Source organism: Xanthomonas euroxanthea, from assembly GCF_900476395.1.
GTDB classification, from domain to species: domain Bacteria; phylum Pseudomonadota; class Gammaproteobacteria; order Xanthomonadales; family Xanthomonadaceae; genus Xanthomonas; species Xanthomonas euroxanthea.
In genome coordinates, this window is the sequence record NZ_UIHB01000002.1 from 575,700 (window position 1) to 595,198 (window position 19,499).

Annotated in this window: 13 protein-coding genes and 1 tRNA gene; 7 read left to right on the forward strand and 7 right to left on the reverse strand. The window is 57.3% G+C overall.

Annotated features, from left to right (window positions below; genetic code table 11):
* Positions 1 to 106: 106 nt before the first annotated feature.
* Both CPBF1521_RS21665 and CPBF1521_RS09730 read left to right on the forward strand, forming a co-directional pair.
* On the forward strand, positions 107 to 922 hold the full coding sequence (locus tag CPBF1521_RS21665; RefSeq protein WP_228328925.1) for a hypothetical protein: 816 nt from the start codon (positions 107 to 109) through the stop codon (positions 920 to 922).
* A 37-nt stretch (positions 923 to 959) separates the two neighbouring features.
* A complete protein-coding gene (locus CPBF1521_RS09730) occupies positions 960 to 1,484 on the forward strand; it encodes a hypothetical protein (RefSeq protein ID WP_115676833.1) in 525 nt (174 codons plus the stop codon).
* 149 nt (positions 1,485 to 1,633) lie between these two features.
* Here the strand turns inward: CPBF1521_RS09730 and CPBF1521_RS09735 are convergent, their stop codons facing one another.
* From CPBF1521_RS09735 to CPBF1521_RS09745, 3 genes are all read right to left on the reverse strand, one after another.
* Positions 1,634 to 2,911 carry an MFS transporter gene (locus tag CPBF1521_RS09735; RefSeq protein WP_115676834.1) on the reverse strand — a complete coding sequence of 426 codons (1,278 nt, stop codon included), beginning with the start codon at positions 2,909 to 2,911 and terminating at the stop codon, positions 1,634 to 1,636.
* Positions 2,912 to 2,973: 62 nt separating this feature from the next.
* The gene (locus tag CPBF1521_RS09740; RefSeq protein WP_115676835.1) at positions 2,974 to 3,405 is read right to left on the reverse strand and encodes a toxin-activating lysine-acyltransferase; all 432 of its coding nucleotides are present in this window, start codon (positions 3,403 to 3,405) and stop codon (positions 2,974 to 2,976) included.
* Positions 3,386 to 5,209, reverse strand: a complete 1,824-nt coding sequence (locus CPBF1521_RS09745) for a protein adenylyltransferase SelO family protein (RefSeq protein ID WP_115676836.1) — start codon at positions 5,207 to 5,209, stop codon at positions 3,386 to 3,388. The genes CPBF1521_RS09740 and CPBF1521_RS09745 overlap by 20 nt, the downstream gene beginning before the upstream one ends.
* Before the next feature lie 491 nt (positions 5,210 to 5,700).
* Between CPBF1521_RS09745 and CPBF1521_RS09750 the strand changes: the two genes are divergently transcribed.
* Positions 5,701 to 7,344, forward strand: coding sequence for a MobA/MobL family protein (locus tag CPBF1521_RS09750; RefSeq protein WP_115676837.1), 1,644 nt, complete (start codon positions 5,701 to 5,703; stop codon positions 7,342 to 7,344).
* Between the two features lie 279 nt (positions 7,345 to 7,623).
* On the opposite strand, the gene CPBF1521_RS09755 is transcribed toward CPBF1521_RS09750, so the two are convergent.
* Positions 7,624 to 8,394, reverse strand: coding sequence for an abortive infection family protein (locus CPBF1521_RS09755; RefSeq protein WP_039446116.1), 771 nt, complete (start codon positions 8,392 to 8,394; stop codon positions 7,624 to 7,626).
* Between the two features lie 116 nt (positions 8,395 to 8,510).
* Between CPBF1521_RS09755 and CPBF1521_RS09760 the strand changes: the two genes are divergently transcribed.
* Entirely contained in the window at positions 8,511 to 14,111 is a 5,601-nt protein-coding gene (locus CPBF1521_RS09760; protein WP_115676838.1) for a DUF3320 domain-containing protein, read from the forward strand.
* Between the two features lie 387 nt (positions 14,112 to 14,498).
* On the opposite strand, the gene CPBF1521_RS09765 is transcribed toward CPBF1521_RS09760, so the two are convergent.
* A complete protein-coding gene (locus CPBF1521_RS09765; RefSeq protein ID WP_115676839.1) occupies positions 14,499 to 15,908 on the reverse strand; it encodes a site-specific integrase in 1,410 nt (469 codons plus the stop codon).
* A 29-nt stretch (positions 15,909 to 15,937) separates the two neighbouring features.
* On the opposite strand from CPBF1521_RS09765, the gene CPBF1521_RS09770 reads away from it, so the two are divergent.
* The 3 genes from CPBF1521_RS09770 to CPBF1521_RS09780 all read left to right on the forward strand — a co-directional run bounded on the left by CPBF1521_RS09770 (position 15,938) and on the right by CPBF1521_RS09780 (position 17,600).
* A tRNA-Arg gene (locus CPBF1521_RS09770) sits at positions 15,938 to 16,014 on the forward strand.
* 466 nt (positions 16,015 to 16,480) lie between these two features.
* A complete protein-coding gene (locus tag CPBF1521_RS09775; protein ID WP_115676840.1) occupies positions 16,481 to 16,918 on the forward strand; it encodes a GNAT family N-acetyltransferase in 438 nt (145 codons plus the stop codon).
* Positions 16,919 to 17,066: 148 nt separating this feature from the next.
* Complete coding sequence (locus CPBF1521_RS09780; protein WP_181901184.1) at positions 17,067 to 17,600, forward strand: GNAT family N-acetyltransferase; 534 nt, start codon at positions 17,067 to 17,069, stop codon at positions 17,598 to 17,600.
* A 200-nt stretch (positions 17,601 to 17,800) separates the two neighbouring features.
* Here CPBF1521_RS09780 and pgaD read toward each other — a convergent pair whose 3' ends face one another.
* Positions 17,801 to 18,247 carry a poly-beta-1,6-N-acetyl-D-glucosamine biosynthesis protein PgaD gene (gene pgaD / locus CPBF1521_RS09785; protein WP_104585335.1) on the reverse strand — a complete coding sequence of 149 codons (447 nt, stop codon included), beginning with the start codon at positions 18,245 to 18,247 and terminating at the stop codon, positions 17,801 to 17,803.
* Entirely contained in the window at positions 18,244 to 19,497 is a 1,254-nt protein-coding gene (pgaC, locus tag CPBF1521_RS09790) for a poly-beta-1,6-N-acetyl-D-glucosamine synthase (RefSeq protein ID WP_104585337.1), read from the reverse strand. The genes pgaD and pgaC overlap by 4 nt, the downstream gene beginning before the upstream one ends.
* Between the last annotated feature and the right edge of the window lie 2 nt (positions 19,498 to 19,499).

Genomic DNA, 19,499 nt, shown 5'->3' on the forward strand with positions numbered 1-19,499 from the left:
GGAGTTACAACGCTTATCAAAATAAGTTCAAAGGAAAAAGAGATATGGAACATTCAATAGAAAAAACGATCAGGAAAAAAATCTACTCACAGGATGGAGCGCTGTAATGAGAGAATTGACAAACGAAGAGCTGTTACTAGTGGCAGGTGCAGCCGCCGCTGCGGACGTCGATCCAAGCGAACCTCCCACTGAGATTCCACCAATTGTGGTTAACCCGCCTACGAGTCCACCTCCGAGTCCGCCTCCGACTATTCCTCCTTCACCGCCAGTTGAGCAGCCGGGGCCGATCACGCCTCCCGGCACTGGCGGCGGCGGCCTCCCGGATCCAACAGACAAAAATACGACGACGGATCTAGGCGCAGAGGTCGATGTAATAGTTAATAAGTCAGCAACCCTGGAAGGGCTGGTTCAGGTGGCGCAGGCGAAGGGTTTTAAAATAGTGGCTACTGATACGTATTCTCATACGGATCCTGCTGCCACGGGCGGCGGGACTGTATATGTTAAAACCTACGCTAGTCCGAGCGATACCGCAGCACAATTGACGCATGAGCTGGGACATACGCTTTTTGATGGGGAGTGGAATACGGTCGCAGATCGAGCGTCAGCAATCAATATGGGCTTGGCTACTGAAGGCGAAGCAACAATCTATTCCATCGCTGTCCAAAGAGAACTTTCTGCGCAGGGAGTAAGTTTGAATATTCCTGCAAATCCCGCCAATGTGGCATCTTATAATGCGACATATGACGCATATCAGGCTGGTCAGATAAATTGGGATACCGCTTCAGCGCAAATCGGCGAATCTTTCAGAAATGGCGAGCGAATTGATATAAATGGGACGCCCAATGATACTGCAGATGATATGACGTATGAGCAATATTATGGGAGTTACTGGGATAGGACGCGCGCTCCTGCCGGTGGGTAACATTCTGGTAAATTTGTAGTTTGTGAGAGGAGTGCTTATGTATATAAAGTCTAAATTGGCCTTGTTGGTAGTTCTGTTTTTCTCAATGAGTGCTGGCGCACATGCTGAAAGTAAAGAATCGGAATTAAATTTGGATGAGGTGATTAGTAAAATATATGATCCTGGCAAGTCGGTAAACTATGAGCTTTTTCGCGAAATTGGACTCAGTGATTTCCATCAGGTGAGTTCAAGTCGATCATTGAACATTGCTTTTCGCTCAAATACGTTCAAGACGCGGGATCAGTATGCGATCTCCTTCGTTGAGTTCAGGGTCCCGCCTGAACTCGATAAAGGAGTGAGTTTTATGTATATGGAGCTCGCTCCTGGGCGCTGTTATGAAGTGTCTAAGATCAAGCAGAAATTTGCGCTCACCCCATACGTCCTGCCACCCAATCCCCATGCGCCACTCGCCGACGTTAGTAAGGATGTCTTCTATAAAACCAATCTTGGTGAAACGTCGGTATATGTAAAGGCGAGCTCGAAGGGCGAGTGCTTGCTTGGTCTCACAAGAAGTCGAAACTAATAGGTTTTTCTGGCGCTAGCCAATTAGGCATCTATCTAATTGGCTAGCGCTGAGATGAGCAACCAACATGTTTGGCGTGAAACGATGAGTTTAAGCACTACATAGTCATAAGCAGCCGCTGTGGCATTGGAGGCGACAGCGTGATGGCACTACGCATCCGGCCGCTCTCTCAGGGTGTTGCGAACGATGAGGGAGTAGACGAGGAGGGCAGGCGCGCAAGTCAAGCAGATGCCGATGAAAAACGTGCCATAGCCTAGGCTTTGTCCATGGAGCATGGTGAGATAAGCCACTGCAAGGCCTGAGAAGCCGGCAAGCACCCTGCCGAAGATCGAGTAGAAGCTTGTTAGCCAAGCGTAGTGCTCTCCTGCCCGTCCGAGTGTGACTAGCTTTGACATGTAAGCAACCAATGCGATGCCGGTATAGCTACTGGCAAGGTTTTGAAGAATAACGCTAGCCCAAAGCAGCTCAACGGACTGCTCGTTGGACGAAAGCAATGCAAGAACGAGGAGGGCAAGGACTTGGAGAGCTGCGCCAACAAGGATGGTCGTGCTCAATGACATGCGCTTCAAGCTTGTGCCTGCAGCCAAAATTCCCAGGAAGGCCGCAGGGATCCCAAGCCAAATATGCAGGGATCCGACCACGCTCTTTCCAATGCCAAGGGCATAGAAGAAAGGATTGATCATGGGACCCAGAAGAATGTCCGGTAGGCGATAGCAGCCGATGAAGATGACCACCGCGATCCACCCTTGGGGGGTGGAGGGTCGAAGCGACACCAACGGAGCCCCCTGCTTCTTCGCACTCGTGGCATCTGGGGTGCGGTCGCTATCGGGATGGGATTGCAGAAAGAGCGTTCCGCAGATGGGCACCAACATCAGGGGCAGCAGAAGGGCATAAGCAACTTGCCAAGACAGCCGCGCTGCGAGCAAGAACACCAGACCGTCGCTCAGCAGAAGAGCAATGCGGTAGCCAAACTGATAGGCAGTGAGGAGCTTGGCTGGCTGCTGGTGCACTGCCTCCTGTTCGATGCGAAACGCATCGACTGAGGCATCCAGGGTCGCACCGCCAAAGGCGGCTGCGATGGAGCTCAATGCAATCAGCGGCAGACTACCGGTGACGACGCTCAGGACAAGGCCCAGGAGGGAGAGGGCAACCATGACCGAAGACAAGACAATCCAGCCCTGACGGTGCGACATGGTGCTTCCAACGGCCGGCGCACGACGTTGGTCGAGATGGCGGGCCCATAAGAATTTGAGGGAGTAGGGAAGTGCGGTCCAAGCCAAGGCACCGATGACTGCAATCGAAAGCGACTTTTCGCTGAGCCAATAGCCTAAGGTGCTGCCGATCAGCGGATAGGGCAAACCAGAACCGAAGCCCAGGAACAAAAATCCAGTCCAGGCCTTGGTCGACCTTGATGTCACTTCTTGCATGGGCTGCAACTGCCTTGTCGCTTCGGTTCGTCCATTCGTATCAAGAAAGCAACCTGTCTTCCTCAGCCATCTTTGCGAAGTGTGTAAGCCTTGGTTCCAAGCATAGCGCCCGTCTTATCTCGCACCAAGCGATGCGCTTGCTTGAAGTGAGGGCGCAAGCGGTGCCGTAGTGCTTTGGCCAGGCGTCGGTGATGCCCTGGCATAGCCACAAAATCCAGGATCCAGAGTTGATCACCTTCGTTCCAGTCACTAATCGGCAAGAACGGGGGATCTTGCAGAACCAAATGATTAGCGGTTTCAGGCGTCAGATAAGCCCATAAGGCGTAGCCGGTCCAGACTCCATCTTCGTCTTCGATCGTGACGAGCTGGCCTAGGCGAATCGCAGGCCATAGCCACACATAAGCTGCTGCGATACTGAACCTCTTGCGGTCAGTCTTGAACAGGAGTTGCATGGCCAAGCCAAGCGCTTGCGCATCAACGGTATTCGGTTGCATGGGCGGTGGTTGAGCTCAATGTCTGCGCTGCAACTGCAGCGTCCGGGAAGGTGAGCAGTGCGGCAGGGATTGATGCACGCCCGTTCAAGCTTAGACCTACCAGGTAGCTGTTAGGTTCGCAGTCGACAAGCGCGACGGTTCGATGGCCAGAATTGGTGATGCCGAGTGTCTCATCTGCGACTTCGGCACCGAAAAGCAGTGTTCCGCCATGCACGCGTGGCCCCTCCAGCTGGACTGTATAGGCAATACGATGCGTATCAAAGAAATACAAAGCGGTGGACACGTGATCGCTTGCGTAGCCCAGGACAAGCCAGTGTGACGGTATGCCTTTCCAAGCGCGGCGCGATGCCGCGACCTCGGTTGCGATAAAGGCCGAGACCCGCTCGGGTCCCGACGACCGATCGGCAAGGATCGACCGCACGAGCTTGATCGCCCGGCGCTTGGAGACGCGATAAGAAAGGCGTGGTCGTGGTCTCAACCAGCGGTTGGCTGCACAAAGATGGAGATTTGCATTCGGAAGTGCGCGCAGGAGCGAGTTGATTTCCTCGCCAATCTGAGACCCCTGGGTTGCTTTGCCTTTGATGCGGTCAGAGAGCCAATCGTGGCGCTCGCCGTGCTTTGTGGGCTGATCGAACGCATAGTCAATGCGCTGTTGCTCGCGGTAGTAGCGCGCAATGAGCGCTTTGAAATGCAACGCCTCTGGGCTTGACTCAGGCAAGGCACACGCTTCTGCACAGTGATGGAGAAACGCAGCTTCCATGTGATGCTCGATCTGGATAAGCAGCTGATCGATGTTGGCGATTGCTTTGTCGAAGCGAGAATACTTCTTGAAGAAATAGGCAAGCGATGGAAGCGAGTGGCGAACATCACGCATCTCATCGCCGAAAAAGTGACGATGCCCATCGGTGCCACGCTTCCAGCTGGGAACTGCGCGGAAGCCGCCGAAATCCAGGAACTGCGCGTTCGATGTGATGTTGTCGCTTGTCGGGCGTCCGGTCCAGAGGCGATGCGCGCGACTTGCGGCAATCTGCTCGGCAAGGCGGAGGTAGAGCTCAGACAAGTCAACGCCCAGGCCATTGGGATTGCCGGCATCGCGCTGCGCGTGTTCGTCGGCAAAGTGGATGGCATCTTTGACCCGCAGGCTATCTTGAAATTGATCGCTGTTTGCGCTGCCTGATGTTCCGAAATACAGGCTGCGCTCGAAGTGCGCCAAGCGCAGGAAAGCGGGCCTGATCAGGATGGCGCACCGCTCCGGTTCGTCTGCATCGGTGCGTGCCAGGGAGAAGCCGGCGTCGATGATGGCAACGATGGGGACTGCCCCGTGGGGGAGTTCTGCGTTGAGGATCTCGCTGGCAACTGCCTCGCGAATGGCATCGTAAAGATAGAGACAGCCATGGGAGTGTGACCAATCATGGGCCTCGGAGACCAATGGCGTGGGGCCGGTTCCTTTGGCGATGAGCATGCCATCGGAGCCACAGCGGCCACTCCCTCCGTGGATTGCCCCACCGCTCCCACCATAGCGATCAGCGCCCAGTGTCTGGTGTCCGAAGCTGCCGGCAACACAGTGAGCTTCGAGAGAGGTCACGGCAAAGCGCTTAAGCAAGGACGCTGAGATGCGGGCCCGAGTTGGCTTGTTGTGGATGGCAATGCCTAGGTCATGAAACCAGCGCTCATTGAGCCAGAGCACGGAAGCGTCTGGCAGCTTTCCTACTGGAAAGGGCACAAGCATCGAAGTGCTCACGCTGGCGAGGTTCAACAGGTTGGGGTCGTTCTTGTCATCCATGTCCCAGTAGTCATTGGGCATTTCGCGTCCTTCTTTCTGCAGTTGTTGCGACTTCGCGTTCGATCGGCTTTAGCGATGCTACCAACCTGACGGCAGTTCGTCCTTCTGCTGCCTGGATTTCCGAAAACCACGGGACATCACGGCTGCATAGACCATTGCCTTGAAATCGGCACAGGGCATGGCAAAAGTTAGGTCTGTACAGGTCTTATTCATTTTCTAATATAACTATTAATCATACGTAGGGGCGCAATTGCTAACCAAGCCGTAGCGCGAAAATTCTAATAAAGAATCAAACAGCAAGAGCGCACTTATGGTTTCTGCTTTGCAGAAACCGTGCGTCAACGCTGTGCGTTGGTGCGGTGGCTTTCGCCACCTCGTTGCTATGCTTCGCTAGGCAACACGGCCTCTTCAAAACCCTGAGATTCAAATCTCGTTGTTGTCGAGTTCGCTTATCTCTCGACAGGGGATGTTCTGCCGCTTCTTTGTGTGCTCCACAAACAGGAGTTTCACAAATGGCGATTTATCACGCAACAATGAAGTCTTTTAGCCGAGGCAACGGCGACTCGTCGGTCGCAGCAGCAGCCTACCGCGCAGGGTTTGATCTGCTCGATACAAGCACGGGGCTCGGTCACAATTATTCCCACCGAGGCGGTGTCGATTTCCATCAGATGCTTGCGCCGAAAGGAGCGCCCGAGTGGTGCTTTGATGCGCAGTATTTTTGGAACGCGAACGAAGCGGCCGAGACGCGCAAGAACGCACGCGTTTGCCGAGAGGTCGAAGTATCGCTTCCGCATCAACTCGATCCACACCAACGCAGAGTGCTTGCCTTGGCGCTGGGTCAATTGCTCGTCGAGCGCTTCCAAGTCGCCGTGCTGGTTGCGGTGCACACGCCAAGCAAGCTTGGCGATCAACGCAACCACCATGTTCACTTGCTGATGTCAGCCAGACAGGTCGGTCCGGGAGGACTGGGTGACCGCGCTTGCGCTGAGTTTGACGCCCGACAAGGCGGAGGAACGCGAGCGTTGCGACAAATCCGCAAAGACATCGCAACGGTTATCAATGCGCATCTGAAAAATGCCGGCAACGCGGCTCGTGTGGATCATCGCAGTCTCCGAGCACAGGCGCAGGAGGCCGCGCGCAATGGAGAGTTTGAACGCGCTCGTGAACTCACGCGCCGGCCCGGCAAGCACTTGGGCAAAGCCAAAGTGGCGGTGATGCGCAAAACGAAGTTCACCGCAGAAGTCAAAGGTGCAGGTGGGAAAGCTGCGGCATTAGCGCTTTCAAAGCTTGTTGCTGAACACATGAAGAAAAGCGGTAGTCTCGTGCACGAGGTGCCGCCATCTCACAGTCATGCGGCCGCACTTCGGGACCGGGCCAACGCAAAAGAGTCTGGATTGGAAGGGCGCACAGCGGTTGGGCAGGGGCGATCGTCAGGCGCAGAGCGGGTGCGGCAGATCAAAGAGCGCTTGGCGCGTGCACCAGCGCCAAGCGCAGGACTCTACACGCCTTACAGCGGTCAGACCCGACATCTGGGCCGTGTAACGCGTCTGGCTCGTTCCTCGGGCCGAAAAGATGCGGAGGTGCTCAATGCGGAGGCTCAGCTCATCGAAGACTGGCTCGAAGCGCAACGGGAGGTCGCGCAGCAGTCTCTCGAAGTCTTGCGGCAGATCCCGGGTATCCAGATTGAACACGAGTTCCAGCAAGCGTATGGGACGCTGATCTGCCGGCGTGTGGACAGCTATGCCACCAAGCCGTTTCTGTTCGAGGACACAGAGATGCTGGCTCGCTCAATCAGTAAATATGCCCATATGCTGGTGCGACCCTACAAAGCGCGTTTGGCCGTGCTGGATGCGCAAGCCAAGCTTGTTGAGAAAGAAGGCAGCGGAGACGCGCAAGCGGTGGCGAGGGCACGCCAGCGTTTGGGGAGGGCAAAGGTGCATGTCTCTCCTCGCATCCAGGCCATCCAGCAATGGCGCATCAAGCGGGCTCGAATGGCGATGGTGGAAGCGGCTGAGGCTTTGGAGAAGAATTTTGCCCCACAGCCGATCGAGGTGCTGACGCCTGAGGCGCCTTGTGGGGAGGCATCTCCACCGCAGGCTGACGGTGAGGCTGGGCATTGGGAGTTGAAGTTCCGTCCGCCCAAGCCAGGTCTATGACGGCTCAGATAATTCTGACCATTGACCGTGCAGCAGACTGATGGTGCGCCTAGGCATTTGGCTGGAAGCTAGGGTCGTCTCAGAAGGTTCCCGCCAAATGATCGGAACAACGCCGCCCGCCATTGGCACCCGGCGCCGAGGCCAAGGCTCCAACCCCAGCGACACAGGAGCCCCGCATGCGGGGCTCTTGTCCGTGGCTAAGACTTTCGCCTTACGCATCGGATGAGAGTGGCAACACTGACAGGCAGATCTCGGTTTCGTCGTTGCTGAGGAAGCCCGTCATTGGCGGCGAGATGGCTCCTTAGCGAACTTCTTATCCAAATACTGGAAAATCGCTCTGGCAGCGTTGATGACTAGGACCGCCTCATCGTTTTCTAACAACGCATCGTTTGGATGCGCCAAGCTTCCGTGATTGCGAGCTGGATTTAGACTGTCGATGACATTGCTCAGTGAAGTCAGCAGCTTGCCCATCGTTTCGGGCTGACTACCCATGTCACGCAGGCCCGGATGCTCTGTCCGAAGCTGCTTGAACAAGTTGGTGATGGTGGCGCCGGGTTGGGCCTGGATTTCTTGCGCGTAACAAACTGCTTTGAGGTATGCATGAAGTGCGGTGTGAATTCGGTCCACCGCATGGGTCGGTCCTGCACTTTGGATCAGCGTGTTGGCATCAGCCAATGCGCGCTTCAAGACATCGCTGGTGATAGATGGACTGCTGTCTTGGACCGAAAGTCCATCAGCACAGCGCGTGGCCAATTCCAACAACCGGCGGTAAGCTTGTTGAGTTCGAAGGTGCTCACTGCCTTGGGGATACTTACGAGCGATGCCCCGAAGGATTGCTGCTTGTTGATGTCCTTCGACCCCCGTCAGGATTGCAATAAATCGTTCCCTGGTCGTGTCGCCGGTGAAGGTATCCGGATCCAGGTTCAGGTCGCAAAAGCCTGGGTAGAACTCTCGATGTGTCTTGTAGGAGAAATCACCCAGGTAGCCGCCTTCAACCCCGATGTAGCTGTGAACCACCCAGTGAATCTCACTGCTTCGCAACTCGCCCACAGGGCCCCCCTAAATGGCTGGAATACGCGCTATATTGAAAGCATTATAGTCAGTGCTCGGTGTGGCGGCGGAGGGGCACTTGACACCCGCCAAACACCGTTACAGGGGGAGAGTCGATGGACCAGACGGCAGTGGGGCAGGTAGGTGAAGAGGCTTCTTCGCTCCGGGGAGCAGGTAGCCTCAAAGACAAGGTTGAAAAAGCGCGTTTGGAGCTTTTGGATCTGTCGACACGCAATCGCCTGCTCCACACACCCAGAGGCGGGCGTGCAAAGACCATTGAAGTTGTTCATGAGCTTGCCAAGGCGATGTATCAGACATTGGTCATCGATGGCAAGCGCTTCACCTTCGTAGCAGGCAAGCAAGACCCCAAGCAGGGCATCGCGATGCCTGACTTGGATGAGGATGATGCGGAAGTTTTTCTGGATGAAGTGCCGGAAGATTCCGAGCTGATCGCGCAACCAGACTTTGAGCTGGATGAGGACGGGCGTGTCAAGGCGCATTGGGATGCGAATCTCACAACACGTCTAACGCCGACAGGTCTGCAGAAGCGCTTATTGGATCTCTACATGGACGCGCGGACGCTCCAAGAAGAGCAAGGCGTCAATGTTCTTTACCTAGCCGTCGGCTACTTGCGTTGGCGTGCTACTTCCACTCCACAGACTGACCGCTTCGCGCCGTTGGTGCTCATCCCGGTTCAGTTGGAGCGAAGCACGGCTGGCGAGAAATTCCACCTCAAATGGACCGGCGACGATATCCAAGCGAACTTGTCGTTGCAGCTGTTCTTGCAGCGCGAGTTTGGGCTTCGCTTGCCGAGCATTGAGGAGTTCGAAACGCTCGATATCGATGCCTACCTGGCATCTGTGGAAGCCACGCTGGAAGGGAAGAAGACCTGGGGCGTGCTCCGCGATGACGCCATCCTGGGCTTGTTCTCGTTCGCCAAGTTCATGATGTATCGGGATCTTGACCCCCAAAGCTGGGATGCACTGGGCGGATTGGACGCCATCCCTATGCTGCGCGGGGTGGTTCAAGACGGTTTCCCAGGTGCAAGCCTAACCGACGAAAATAGCGAACTCGACCATATCATCCCACCAGAGAGGATGCGCCATGTCGTCGATTGCGACTCATCGCAAGCTCTGGTCGTGCACGATGTTCTTCAAGGCAACAACATCTTGGTCCAAGGCCCGCCTGGAACGGGCAAGTCCCAAACCATTGCCAATATCATTTCAGGCGCAGTGGCCGAAGGAAAGCGGGTGTTGTTTGTGGCCGAGAAGATGGCCGCGCTCGAAGTCGTGAAGCGCCGACTGGATCATGTCGGTGTGGGCGTGGCCTGTTTGGAACTCCACAGCAACAAGGCCAACAAGCGTTCTCTACTGGAAGAGCTTCGGCAAACGCTGCACTTAGGCGAGCCCAAGCGAAACAGCACTTCGCCAATCATCGAGCAACTAACGGAAAAGCGCGACACACTCAACGCCCATGTTGCGCGGCTCCACGAAACTCACGAGCCCTCTGGACTGACGCCATACCAAGTCTTCGGACACATGGTGCGCCTGCGTCGCTTGGGCTACACGACCCAAAGCTTGCCTCTCGAAACACCGACCTCATGGGCCTCCCATCAAAAAGAGGAGCGGGAATCGCTCCTGCGCGAACTGATTGAGCGAATTGAAGAAATTGGCGTTCCAGATGAGCACGCTTGGAGCGGCGTTCAGAACGATGGCCTCTTGCCGAGTGAACGCGACCGGTTGCTCCTCTTGGTCGCTGGATTGACCGAACGATTGAACGATTGGGAGGACTCGACCACCGAGCTTCACAGCGCGCTGGATCTTGCTCCTCCGGTCCGATTTGATGATGCCGGCCTTGCCGTTCAACGCGTTAAGGCGCTGCTTGAAGCGCCAAAACTTGGCTCCGATGCGCTTCAAAGCAAGGTCTGGGATGAGCCTGGTCGCGCTTCGACAGTCATCGATGGGCTTGAAAGCGCTCAGAAGGCTAGAGCTGCGGTCGAGGCCAAGATCCAGGTGGAGGCGTTCGCACAAGACTGGGGCGCTACCAAGGCCACTTTGAGCGCTTTGCCAAACAGCTTCGTTTTGGGGAAAGAGCTGGCAACGTTGGGTGGGGCACACAGTGCTCTGGTTCGGCTCGGGCCTGATCTGAAACGATTGACGCAGCTCCTAGCCGAGAAGGCACCACTTACGCTTGATTTGGCGCTTCCGCTGGTTGCCATCGCGGAGCGCGCCACGACCATCCCGGAACTTGACCGTGATGCATTGGTCGCGCATATCTGGGATCGAGGCGTCGATGCGATCGAAGAGGTCGTTGTGGCCGTTGAAACGGTCCAGCAGGGAAAGAGCAACCTGGCATCTGTGTTCCGCGACGCTGCATGGAGCAAAGACAGCACGGAGCTTGAAGCGGCGCGTGGGCAGTTGGCGATGCGCGGCACGAGCTTGTTCCGCTTCCTAAGTGGAGATTGGCGTCGCGCGAATCAGACCATCCGCACGCTCCTTTCTAACCCTAAGCTTCCGGCGTTGGACATGCTTGGGTCGCTGGATGTGCTCCTGGATGCCAAGAGCGCTCAGAAGAAGATCGTTGAGCACGACGCCCAAGGACAAGAAGCGTTTGGCTCAAACTGGCAGCGCGAGCGCTCCAACCCATCCTTCCTCAGAGGCGTCGTGGCCTGGATGCGCACGCTCCGACCCTTGGGGAGCGGAGTTCGTGAACGTTTGGCCGACATCAGCGATCGCATATTGGCAACCGAAATCGCCAAACGCGTAAAGCCAGTTCTAGAAGAACTCGTTCGCGATTTGGCGCCTGTCCATGAAGCGTTGTTGTCTATTGAGCGCAATCCATGGGTCGAGGAGACCGTCCTCAAGCGCGTTGCTCTATCGGAACTGGAAGAGAAGTCCAACCTTTGGCAGGCCGCGTCCCATCAATCAGCCCTATTGGTTAATGCGCAGGAACTCACGGTCGAGCAGGCGCTTGCGGTCATTGACGAAATCCAGCTGGCGCAAACTGCTACTACCGCTTACGACGCTCTGGTCGCTGATGGGACCTCAGCCTTTGGTCCATTCTGGGGAGCACTAGATAGCAAGGTGCATGAGCTTCGCCAAGTCGCGTCCTGGATTGAACACAATCCAGAGCTTCGCTTGTTGGCCGCGCGCATTGTTGATCCCCAGTCATTGCTTGATCGTGCTGAGGGAGGTTCTTCTGCGGCAGGAGTGTTGGCCGGCGAAGTGATGGATCTTCTGGTCGGCTTGCAGTTCGACGGTAACGCAGAGATCACGCGTGATCCGAGCCATGCAGCTTTGACAACCCTCAAAACCCAGTTGGCCAGCTGGCAAGCAGACCCGGAAGGGCTTCGGAGTTGGGTGTCTTACCTTGCCATTGCCAAGGAGGCCGAGCGTAAAGGCTTAGGTGCGATAGTCGGTGGTCTTGCCAGTGGCAAGCTGGCGAGAGCCGATGCCTTGGGCGTGTTCGATCTGTCTTACTACGAAGCGTTGCTTCAAGCGCTGGTGCAGCGCGATCGTGCGTTGGCGAGTTTTGACGGGCAACGGCAGTCTCAGGTGGTAGCAAGCTTTGCAAGCCTTGACCAAGAGCGTATGCAGCTGGCTCGGTATGAAGTGGTCAAGGCGCATCACAGCAAGATCCCGCGCCAAGGCGGTGCAACCGGCCCGACAGCTATTCTTATCGGCGAGATGGCCAGGAAAAAGGGTCATCTGCCGATTCGTCAATTGATGCAACGGTGTGCCCCTGCGATCCAGGCGCTCAAACCCGTCTTCATGATGAGCCCATTGTCTGTTGCGCAATTTCTACCGGCAGGCGCGCTGGACTTCGACATGCTGGTCATCGACGAAGCAAGTCAGGTGCAGCCGATCGATGCGCTCGGTGCGATCGCACGCGTCAAGCAGTTGGTGATCGTGGGTGATGAGCGACAGCTCCCGCCCACACGCTTTTTCTCCAAAGCACTCGGCGATGGCGGTGATCGGGATGACGACGAGGGTGGGGCACAGGCGTCAGACGTCGAAAGCATTCTGGGGCTTTGCCGCGCTAGAGGATTACCTGAACGCATGCTCCGCTGGCACTACCGGAGCCGCCATCAGTCGCTCATTGCCGTTTCCAATCAACAATTCTACGAAGGCAAGCTCTTTATTGTCCCCAGTCCCTACACCAGTGAAGCAGGTGTGGGCTTGCGACTGCATCATTTGCCCGAAGCCATCTACGACCGGGGCAACACGCGCACCAACCCCAAAGAAGCCAAGGCTGTGGCACTCGCAGTGCTCGCGCATGCGCAGAACACGCCCAAGCTTACGCTGGGTGTGGCGACCTTTTCGACTGTCCAGCGCCGCGCGATTCTCGACGAGTTGGAACTCTTGCGCCGGCAGCACCCGGAAACAGAAGGGTTCTTTGCCGATCACCCGGCTGAGCCCTTCTTCGTTAAGAGTTTGGAGAACATCCAAGGTGATGAGCGCGATGTCATCTATATCTCAGTGGGCTATGGACGTGATGCTCAGCGCCACATGACAATGAATTTCGGTCCAGTCAGCAATGACGGCGGCGAGCGACGCTTGAATGTGCTCATCAGTCGCGCCAAGTCGCGTTGCGAGGTCTTTACCTCGATCACCGATGAAGACATCGACACCGACCGTGCCAAGGGTAAGGGCACCTTTGCCTTGAAGCTCTTCTTGAACTACGCAAGGACGGGTCGCCTTACCCTTGCCACCCAGGCGCGAGACGCTAAGCACAGCGTATTCGAACAAGAGGTCGCCCAAGCACTACGCGCACGAGGTTACGATCTGCACACCGATGTTGGTTTGGCTGGCTTCTTCGTCGACATTGCAGTGTCTAATCCAGAGGAGCCTGGGCGCTACATTTTAGGCATTGAGTGCGACGGGCAGTCTTATCGAGACGCGAGAAGTGCGCGTGATCGAGACCGATTGCGTGAGAGTGTGCTGCGTGACAAGGGGTGGCAGGTCTACCGCATTTGGAGTTCAGACTGGTTCCATCGGCCTGAGGCAGAGCTTGAAAAGCTTGTGGTAGCCATTGAACGAGCAAAGTCGGAGTCAGGCACGTCAGAGCCCAGCCCCAAGTCTTCGCACCGTGCAGTGCCGGTGGAGATCCTCACCGTCGATCGCGGTGAAGTGACTGAGATAGGGCTCATCGAGGCGCAAAGTCCACCAGACACTGAACCTTATATTGAGGCGTCCTTCGCTGTGCCAAGCAACCAGTTCGAGCTGCACTTAGTGCCGACAGGGCAATTGGCGACCGTCGTGCGGCAGATCGTTGAGGTGGAAAGCCCCATTCATCGCAGCGAGGTCGTGACGCGTGCCCGGACGCTTTGGGGCTTGCAGCGTGCAGGCTCGCGCATCCAGCAGGCTATTGAGGATGCGATTGGGTCGGTGGTCTCGACGGGTGCGGTCCAGATCGTTGACCAGAACTTCTTGGCCATTCCGGGGAAAGAGGTCCGTGTGCGGGATCGCTCCATGGTCGAGTCGTTGACACTGCGACGCCCCGAGTTTTTGCCGCCCGCAGAGATTAAAGTTGCGATCTCAAGGGTTATTTCTGACAACCTTGGCGCAAGGCCAGATGAGTTGGTGTTGATCGTGTCTCGTCAGCTTGGCTATCGAAGCACCAGCACACAGCTTAGACAGTTGATTTTGGATCAGATCGAGGCGCTGCGGCTTGCGGGCAGGTTGGCTGACGAAGGCGAGTTGGTGGTCTTGGCCTAGCGCTCATGGTCTATATAGGGTCCAGTGAGGTGCTTGAAAACAAGGGAGTTGGCTTGCATGAGGCAGACTGGGCTGCGCCACGGAAGTCGGCTGAGCGGTAAGCGAAATAAGTAAAGAATGGCAGCCAAGAAAAATGCTCCGGTCTCCCGGAGCATTTTTTTGAACCGCCTAAACGGCGTTGAATGATGCAACTCTTTTTGATGAGTGGCTTTTTACTTTCTAAACCGACTGAACGTCGTCGAAATATTACATTTCAAGCCCCACGAATGGGGCAAGTGGCATCCCTGCTCACAGCGGCAATCGATGCTTTGTTGCCGATGCATTCAAGCTAGTGCGTCAAAGAGATTTGTCAAGTGCTTGCGTAGAAATAAATTCGACGACTCTTTGTCACTGCGCTTGTGCCCGCGCTTGGAAGGCAAGCGCAACCGCTGAGGCCATATCCTTGGGGCTCAGTCCCAAAAGCTGCGTGACCACTGCGTCTACGTTGGCGCCAGCGCCGCCTTGGCGTTCAAGCTGTTCGAGCTTTTTGCCCAATGCGACCGGGTCTGGGTTGAAATAGCGCATGAAGGTTTTCAGATCCTTGTGGCCTGAGATCCTGGCCGCTTCCGCTGGATTGAGGTGGTGTCCCATTTCGGTGATGCGGGTATGGCGAAGGTCATGCATGCGCGCGGTCAGGATCTCTGGGTCACCGAGCTTCTCGGCTACCTGCCCACGCACCCGATCCCAGGCCTGAGTGACGGTATCGGCCCGAATGCGCTTCCCGCGCGAGGTCACAAAGACCGCTCCCTTCTTCGTTTCGCTGGCTTCGAAGCGCGCCGCGATCAAGGCCATTGGCTCTGAGGTCAACGGGATCACGCGCTCGTTGTATTTGCCATTCTTGGCCTTGGTCTCGCGAAGTCGGGCGGTCTTTTTCTTGAAGTTGATGTCCGCCCAATCGAGCTTCACGCATTCGGAGCGACGGGCTGCGGTCATGCGCGCAAAGCGAATGACATCGGCCGTTGCCTGATCGGTCCGCCCAGCATCCAGCTGCGCAACGATGGCGTTCCATTCCTCCTCGGAGAGCGTCCGGTCGCGCGAGTCGTCCGAGTTGAGGGATTTCAAGCTCTTGATCGGCGAGCGCAGATCGATCTGCCAGGTCTCGTGCGCAATCCGAAAAAGGTTCCGGATCGTGGTTAGGGCCCGCTTTTTGCTCCCCTGGGCCATCGGGAGCGTGGTGCCGTCTCGCTTGACTTTGATGTATGAGTTCACGAACGAGCTGGCATGGCGCCCCAGGAAGTCATCCTGAGTCAAGTCTTTGGCCAGCTTGCGGGTGAGGTGGGGCATGCCGGTCTGGCTCAATCCGAGACCTTTGCCGCCCCCAAGGAAGAGATGGGCATTGGAGTGGTCGGTCCTGACCGACGCGTGCTTGATCAGCCCATCATCGATTTCTTGGATAAACCGTCGCAGCAGATCCCCGAAGGTCCAAGCCTCGGCAGTGTGGGCATACGGAGTTTGCCGAAGCTCCAAGGAGGTGTGTTCTCGGCGGACATACGCCTCGGCCATGAGCCGTGCAGCGTCGATGTGATGCTCAGTGTTCGGGGGCGCTTTGGGGTCGACGGGGTAGCGCACCAGCGGGAACTTCAACGCCTGCCCGTCGAGGGACCTCCGGATACGCGCCTCCCACCTCAGCTGCCCGTCCGTCCTGAGCGTCACGCCCGCTACAGAGCTAACGGCCTGGGAGGCTTTGATGCCGCGCGGAAGCGTGCCATTGAAGGTCTTGGTGCGCCCCGTCTTGACAGCTGCTTTGGCTTTGCTCACTTAGCGTCTCCCTGTATCCTTAGACGGATGGCCCCGTGGCACAATTGGATAGCGCGCGTCCCTCCTAAGGACGAGGTTGCTGGTTCGAACCCAGCCGGGGTCACCACTTTTTTGGCAATCGGCGTGAGTAGGCCGGTCGTTACCACAGACTTGCCACAGTCAGGCTGGACTTCAGCGCAAAGCCTTGTCCTGCTTGGGTCTTAGTGTAGCGACGTTGTCCCTCCTAAGGGGAAGGTCGCCCGTTCGAATCGGGCCGGGGTCACCAGGAATCAATCACTTAGCATCTCGAGCGGTTTGGTTTCGGCAGGCATATGTGTGCCGGCTCATCCTCGAAGATGTTTCCACCTGATCGGAATGATCTGGCAAATGGGCAGCGGCGGTCATGGGCTGGTCCAACCGGCACGCAAGCGGTCATGATGCTAAGCCGATCTCAAAGACGTACCGCCACGGCTGCGACGCAGCGGGAGGAGTGAGATGACGGAGCTGCTGCCATGCGAACGAGGCTGCCGTTGATTACGCCAGATATCTAAAAACCATCTGGATCATATGGATTGAATATAAAGCAGTGCATCATGGAGAAAACCAGCAGACTCGCTGGCCCGGCCGATATCGATGCAATTTTTGATATTCGCACCAGGGTTCACGAAAATCATTTATCCCGCGATCAACTGGTGGAAATGGGCATTACCCCCGCAACCATACAAAAGGCTATTCTAGAAGCCCCATGCGCTTGGGTCGCCGAGGTCAATGGTGCCCCCGTCGGTTTTTCTATGGTGGATGTCGAGGAAGGCTGTGTGTTCGCCGCTTTCGTTCTACCCGGCTTCGAGCGGAACGGATTGGGGCGCAGATTGATGGATAAAGCGGAGGCTTGCTTATTTCAGCACCATCGGACGATTTGGCTGGAAACAGCTGAGGCTAGCCGTGCGAGTGGCTTTTATCGACGCCTGGGCTGGCAGCCTGTGAAGAACTTGCCGGGAGGTGATGTCCGCTTTGAAAAGTGCCAGAAATAACAACCGGAAATATACTGGCGAGAGACTCGGGCTTAGGCGGGTGTCGCTTAATCACGCGAGGTGTATTGAGCATGTGCTTACCGTGGTATCGCCGTGGGAGCGCCTCAGCAGTACGCTAGGGACGTTGCTTGGATAAGGATCGCAATGCATGACGTTGGAGAACCTGCGAGTGGACTGGAGCCAGATCGAACTGGTGTCGCCGCGCCTACGACTTCGGCCGTTTACGCCAGCTGATGCAGACGAGGTGTTTGCATGCATCACTCCTTCCTTGACGCGCTACATGTCGTTTGATCCTCCGCAATCACGGATGGATTTCAAGGGTGTCTGGCAAGGTTGGTTGAAGGAAAATGAAAAGGGGGAGGATTTCAACTTTGTGATACGGATCGACGCTACGCGAGCATTTGCTGGACTGTGCGGTTTTCATCGCACAGGTACGCCTGAGCCGGAAGTCGGCATCTGGATCCGGGAAAGCGAACATGGCCATGGGTACGGGCGTGAAGCGGTTAGAACAATCGTCGGCTGGGGGGCGGAAGCGTTTGGCTCTGCCGGATTCATCTATCCCGTAGCGGATGTGAATAGGCCAAGCCGTCGCATCGCCGAGTCCCTTGGTGGCGTCGAGGTTGGGCGAAATTCGGGAGTCAAATACGATTCCGTGGTGTACAGGATCCCGGCCCGAAGCTGATCTGCGCCCGCTGTTTTGATGGCGTGGATGTGGAGAGTTGCCATGGTTGTTCTCACCGTATAAATCGTCACGGTGCCCAGGCTCCTGTCCGCAATGTGCATCCGCCGGTGCGCACGTTGCACGGTTTCTTTGATACGGGCCGAGCCTGGAGCGAACATCATGGTTTTGCGCCAGGATGTTGCACGAACTGCAAGAACCACTCACCCGCGCCGTACCACCCGCACCCCCACCGGCCGCGCAAACTTATCCATCGCCACCGATGAGATGCGGCTGTGGCGCAGCAGGCTGCCGAGCTGTTCGGGGACGCCCAGGCGTTGATCGACTTCCGGTTCGAGCACGGTGGGGCGGCGCTTGCGCCGGTCGGCCTTGGCGAAGCGGATGCGGTTGTACTCGGCCCAGCCGACGGTGGTGATGGCGCTCATCAGTGCGATCACCGGCAGGGCGCCCAGCGCGAACGGGTCCAGGGCGTTGTGCTTGAGATACAGCTCCGTGTAGGCGCTGCGCAGGCCGAAGAACCAGGCGATCAGCGTCGCCAGTGGTGCCCACAGATAGAAATAGACCATCCAGGCGCCGGCGGTGGCGGCGCCGTAGGCGAGGCGGCGCGAGCGGCCGAGGCGTTGTGGCAGGTTGATGATGGGCGGTGTCATTGGATTCCTCGGTCGGGGCTTTTCCAGCGGGCGCGTTTGCTGCGACGTGCGAGCAGGGCGCGGGGGAAGGCGATGACGGCAGTGAGCATGCCGATCATCCAGAAGGCGACCGGATACCAGATCACCCAGAAGAACTGACGCGCCAGGCCTTTTTCGTAGCGGCGTTCGATCACCAGGCTGGTGGCGAACTGCATCAGGCACACCACCGCCAGCACCAGCCCATGCCAGCGCGGCAGGATGGTGTCGACGTACAGCGCAGGCGGCAGCGGGATGACCTTGCCGAGCAGCCACAGCACGATGATGAAGAGCATCGTGTAGGCCCAGGCCAGGCTGAGCGCGTATTCCAGCAACACGCCCCACATGCGTCGGCTGCGCCAGGACAGCACGCGGCGGCCGTGGCTCAACAGCACTTCCACGCCGCCGCGTGCCCAGCGCAGGCGCTGCATCCACAGGCCACGGAAGGTCTCCGGCATCAGGATCCAGCACAGCGCGTTGGGCTCGTAGCGGATATCCCAGTCGTCCAGCTGCAGACGCCAGGAGATGTCGATGTCTTCGGTGACCATGTTGTCGGACCAGAAGCCGACGTGGTGCAGCGCCGAGCGGCGAAACGCGCAGATCACGCCCGACACCGTGAACAGGCGCCCGTAGACGCGCTGCGCACGTTTGATCAGGCCCACGATGGCGGAAAATTCGCCCACCTGCATGCGGCCCATCAGCGTGGTGCGGTTGCGCACGCGCGGATTGCCGGTGACGCCGCCGACGCGCGGGCCGGAGATCAGGTGGCCCACCATCCAGCGCGTGGCATTCGGGTCCAGGATGGCGTCGGCATCCACGCACACCAGGTAGTCCGAGCGCGATGCAAGCGTGCCGACCCGCAGCGCGTTGGCCTTGCCGTGGTTCTGTTCCAGGTGCACCACGCGCAGGCGCGGATGCTGGTGGGTGAGATCGTCGAGCGCCTCGGCCGTGTTGTCGCTGCTGCCATCGTTGATGGCGATGATCTCGAAATCCGGATAGTTCTGCGCGCTCATCGCGGCGATGGTTTCGCCGACATGCTTGGCCTCGTTGTAGCAGGGCACCAGCAGCGATACGAACGGCTCGCTGGCCAACGGTGGCGGCGACGAGGGGCCGGGCGTGCCGCGTTCGCGTCGCAGGTAGTAGTACGTGCCTCCGATCATCCAGAAGAACGCCATGATGATGGGATAGAAAAACGCGAAGTTGAACAGGGCGCCCAACAGGAGGCTGGTCGTCATCG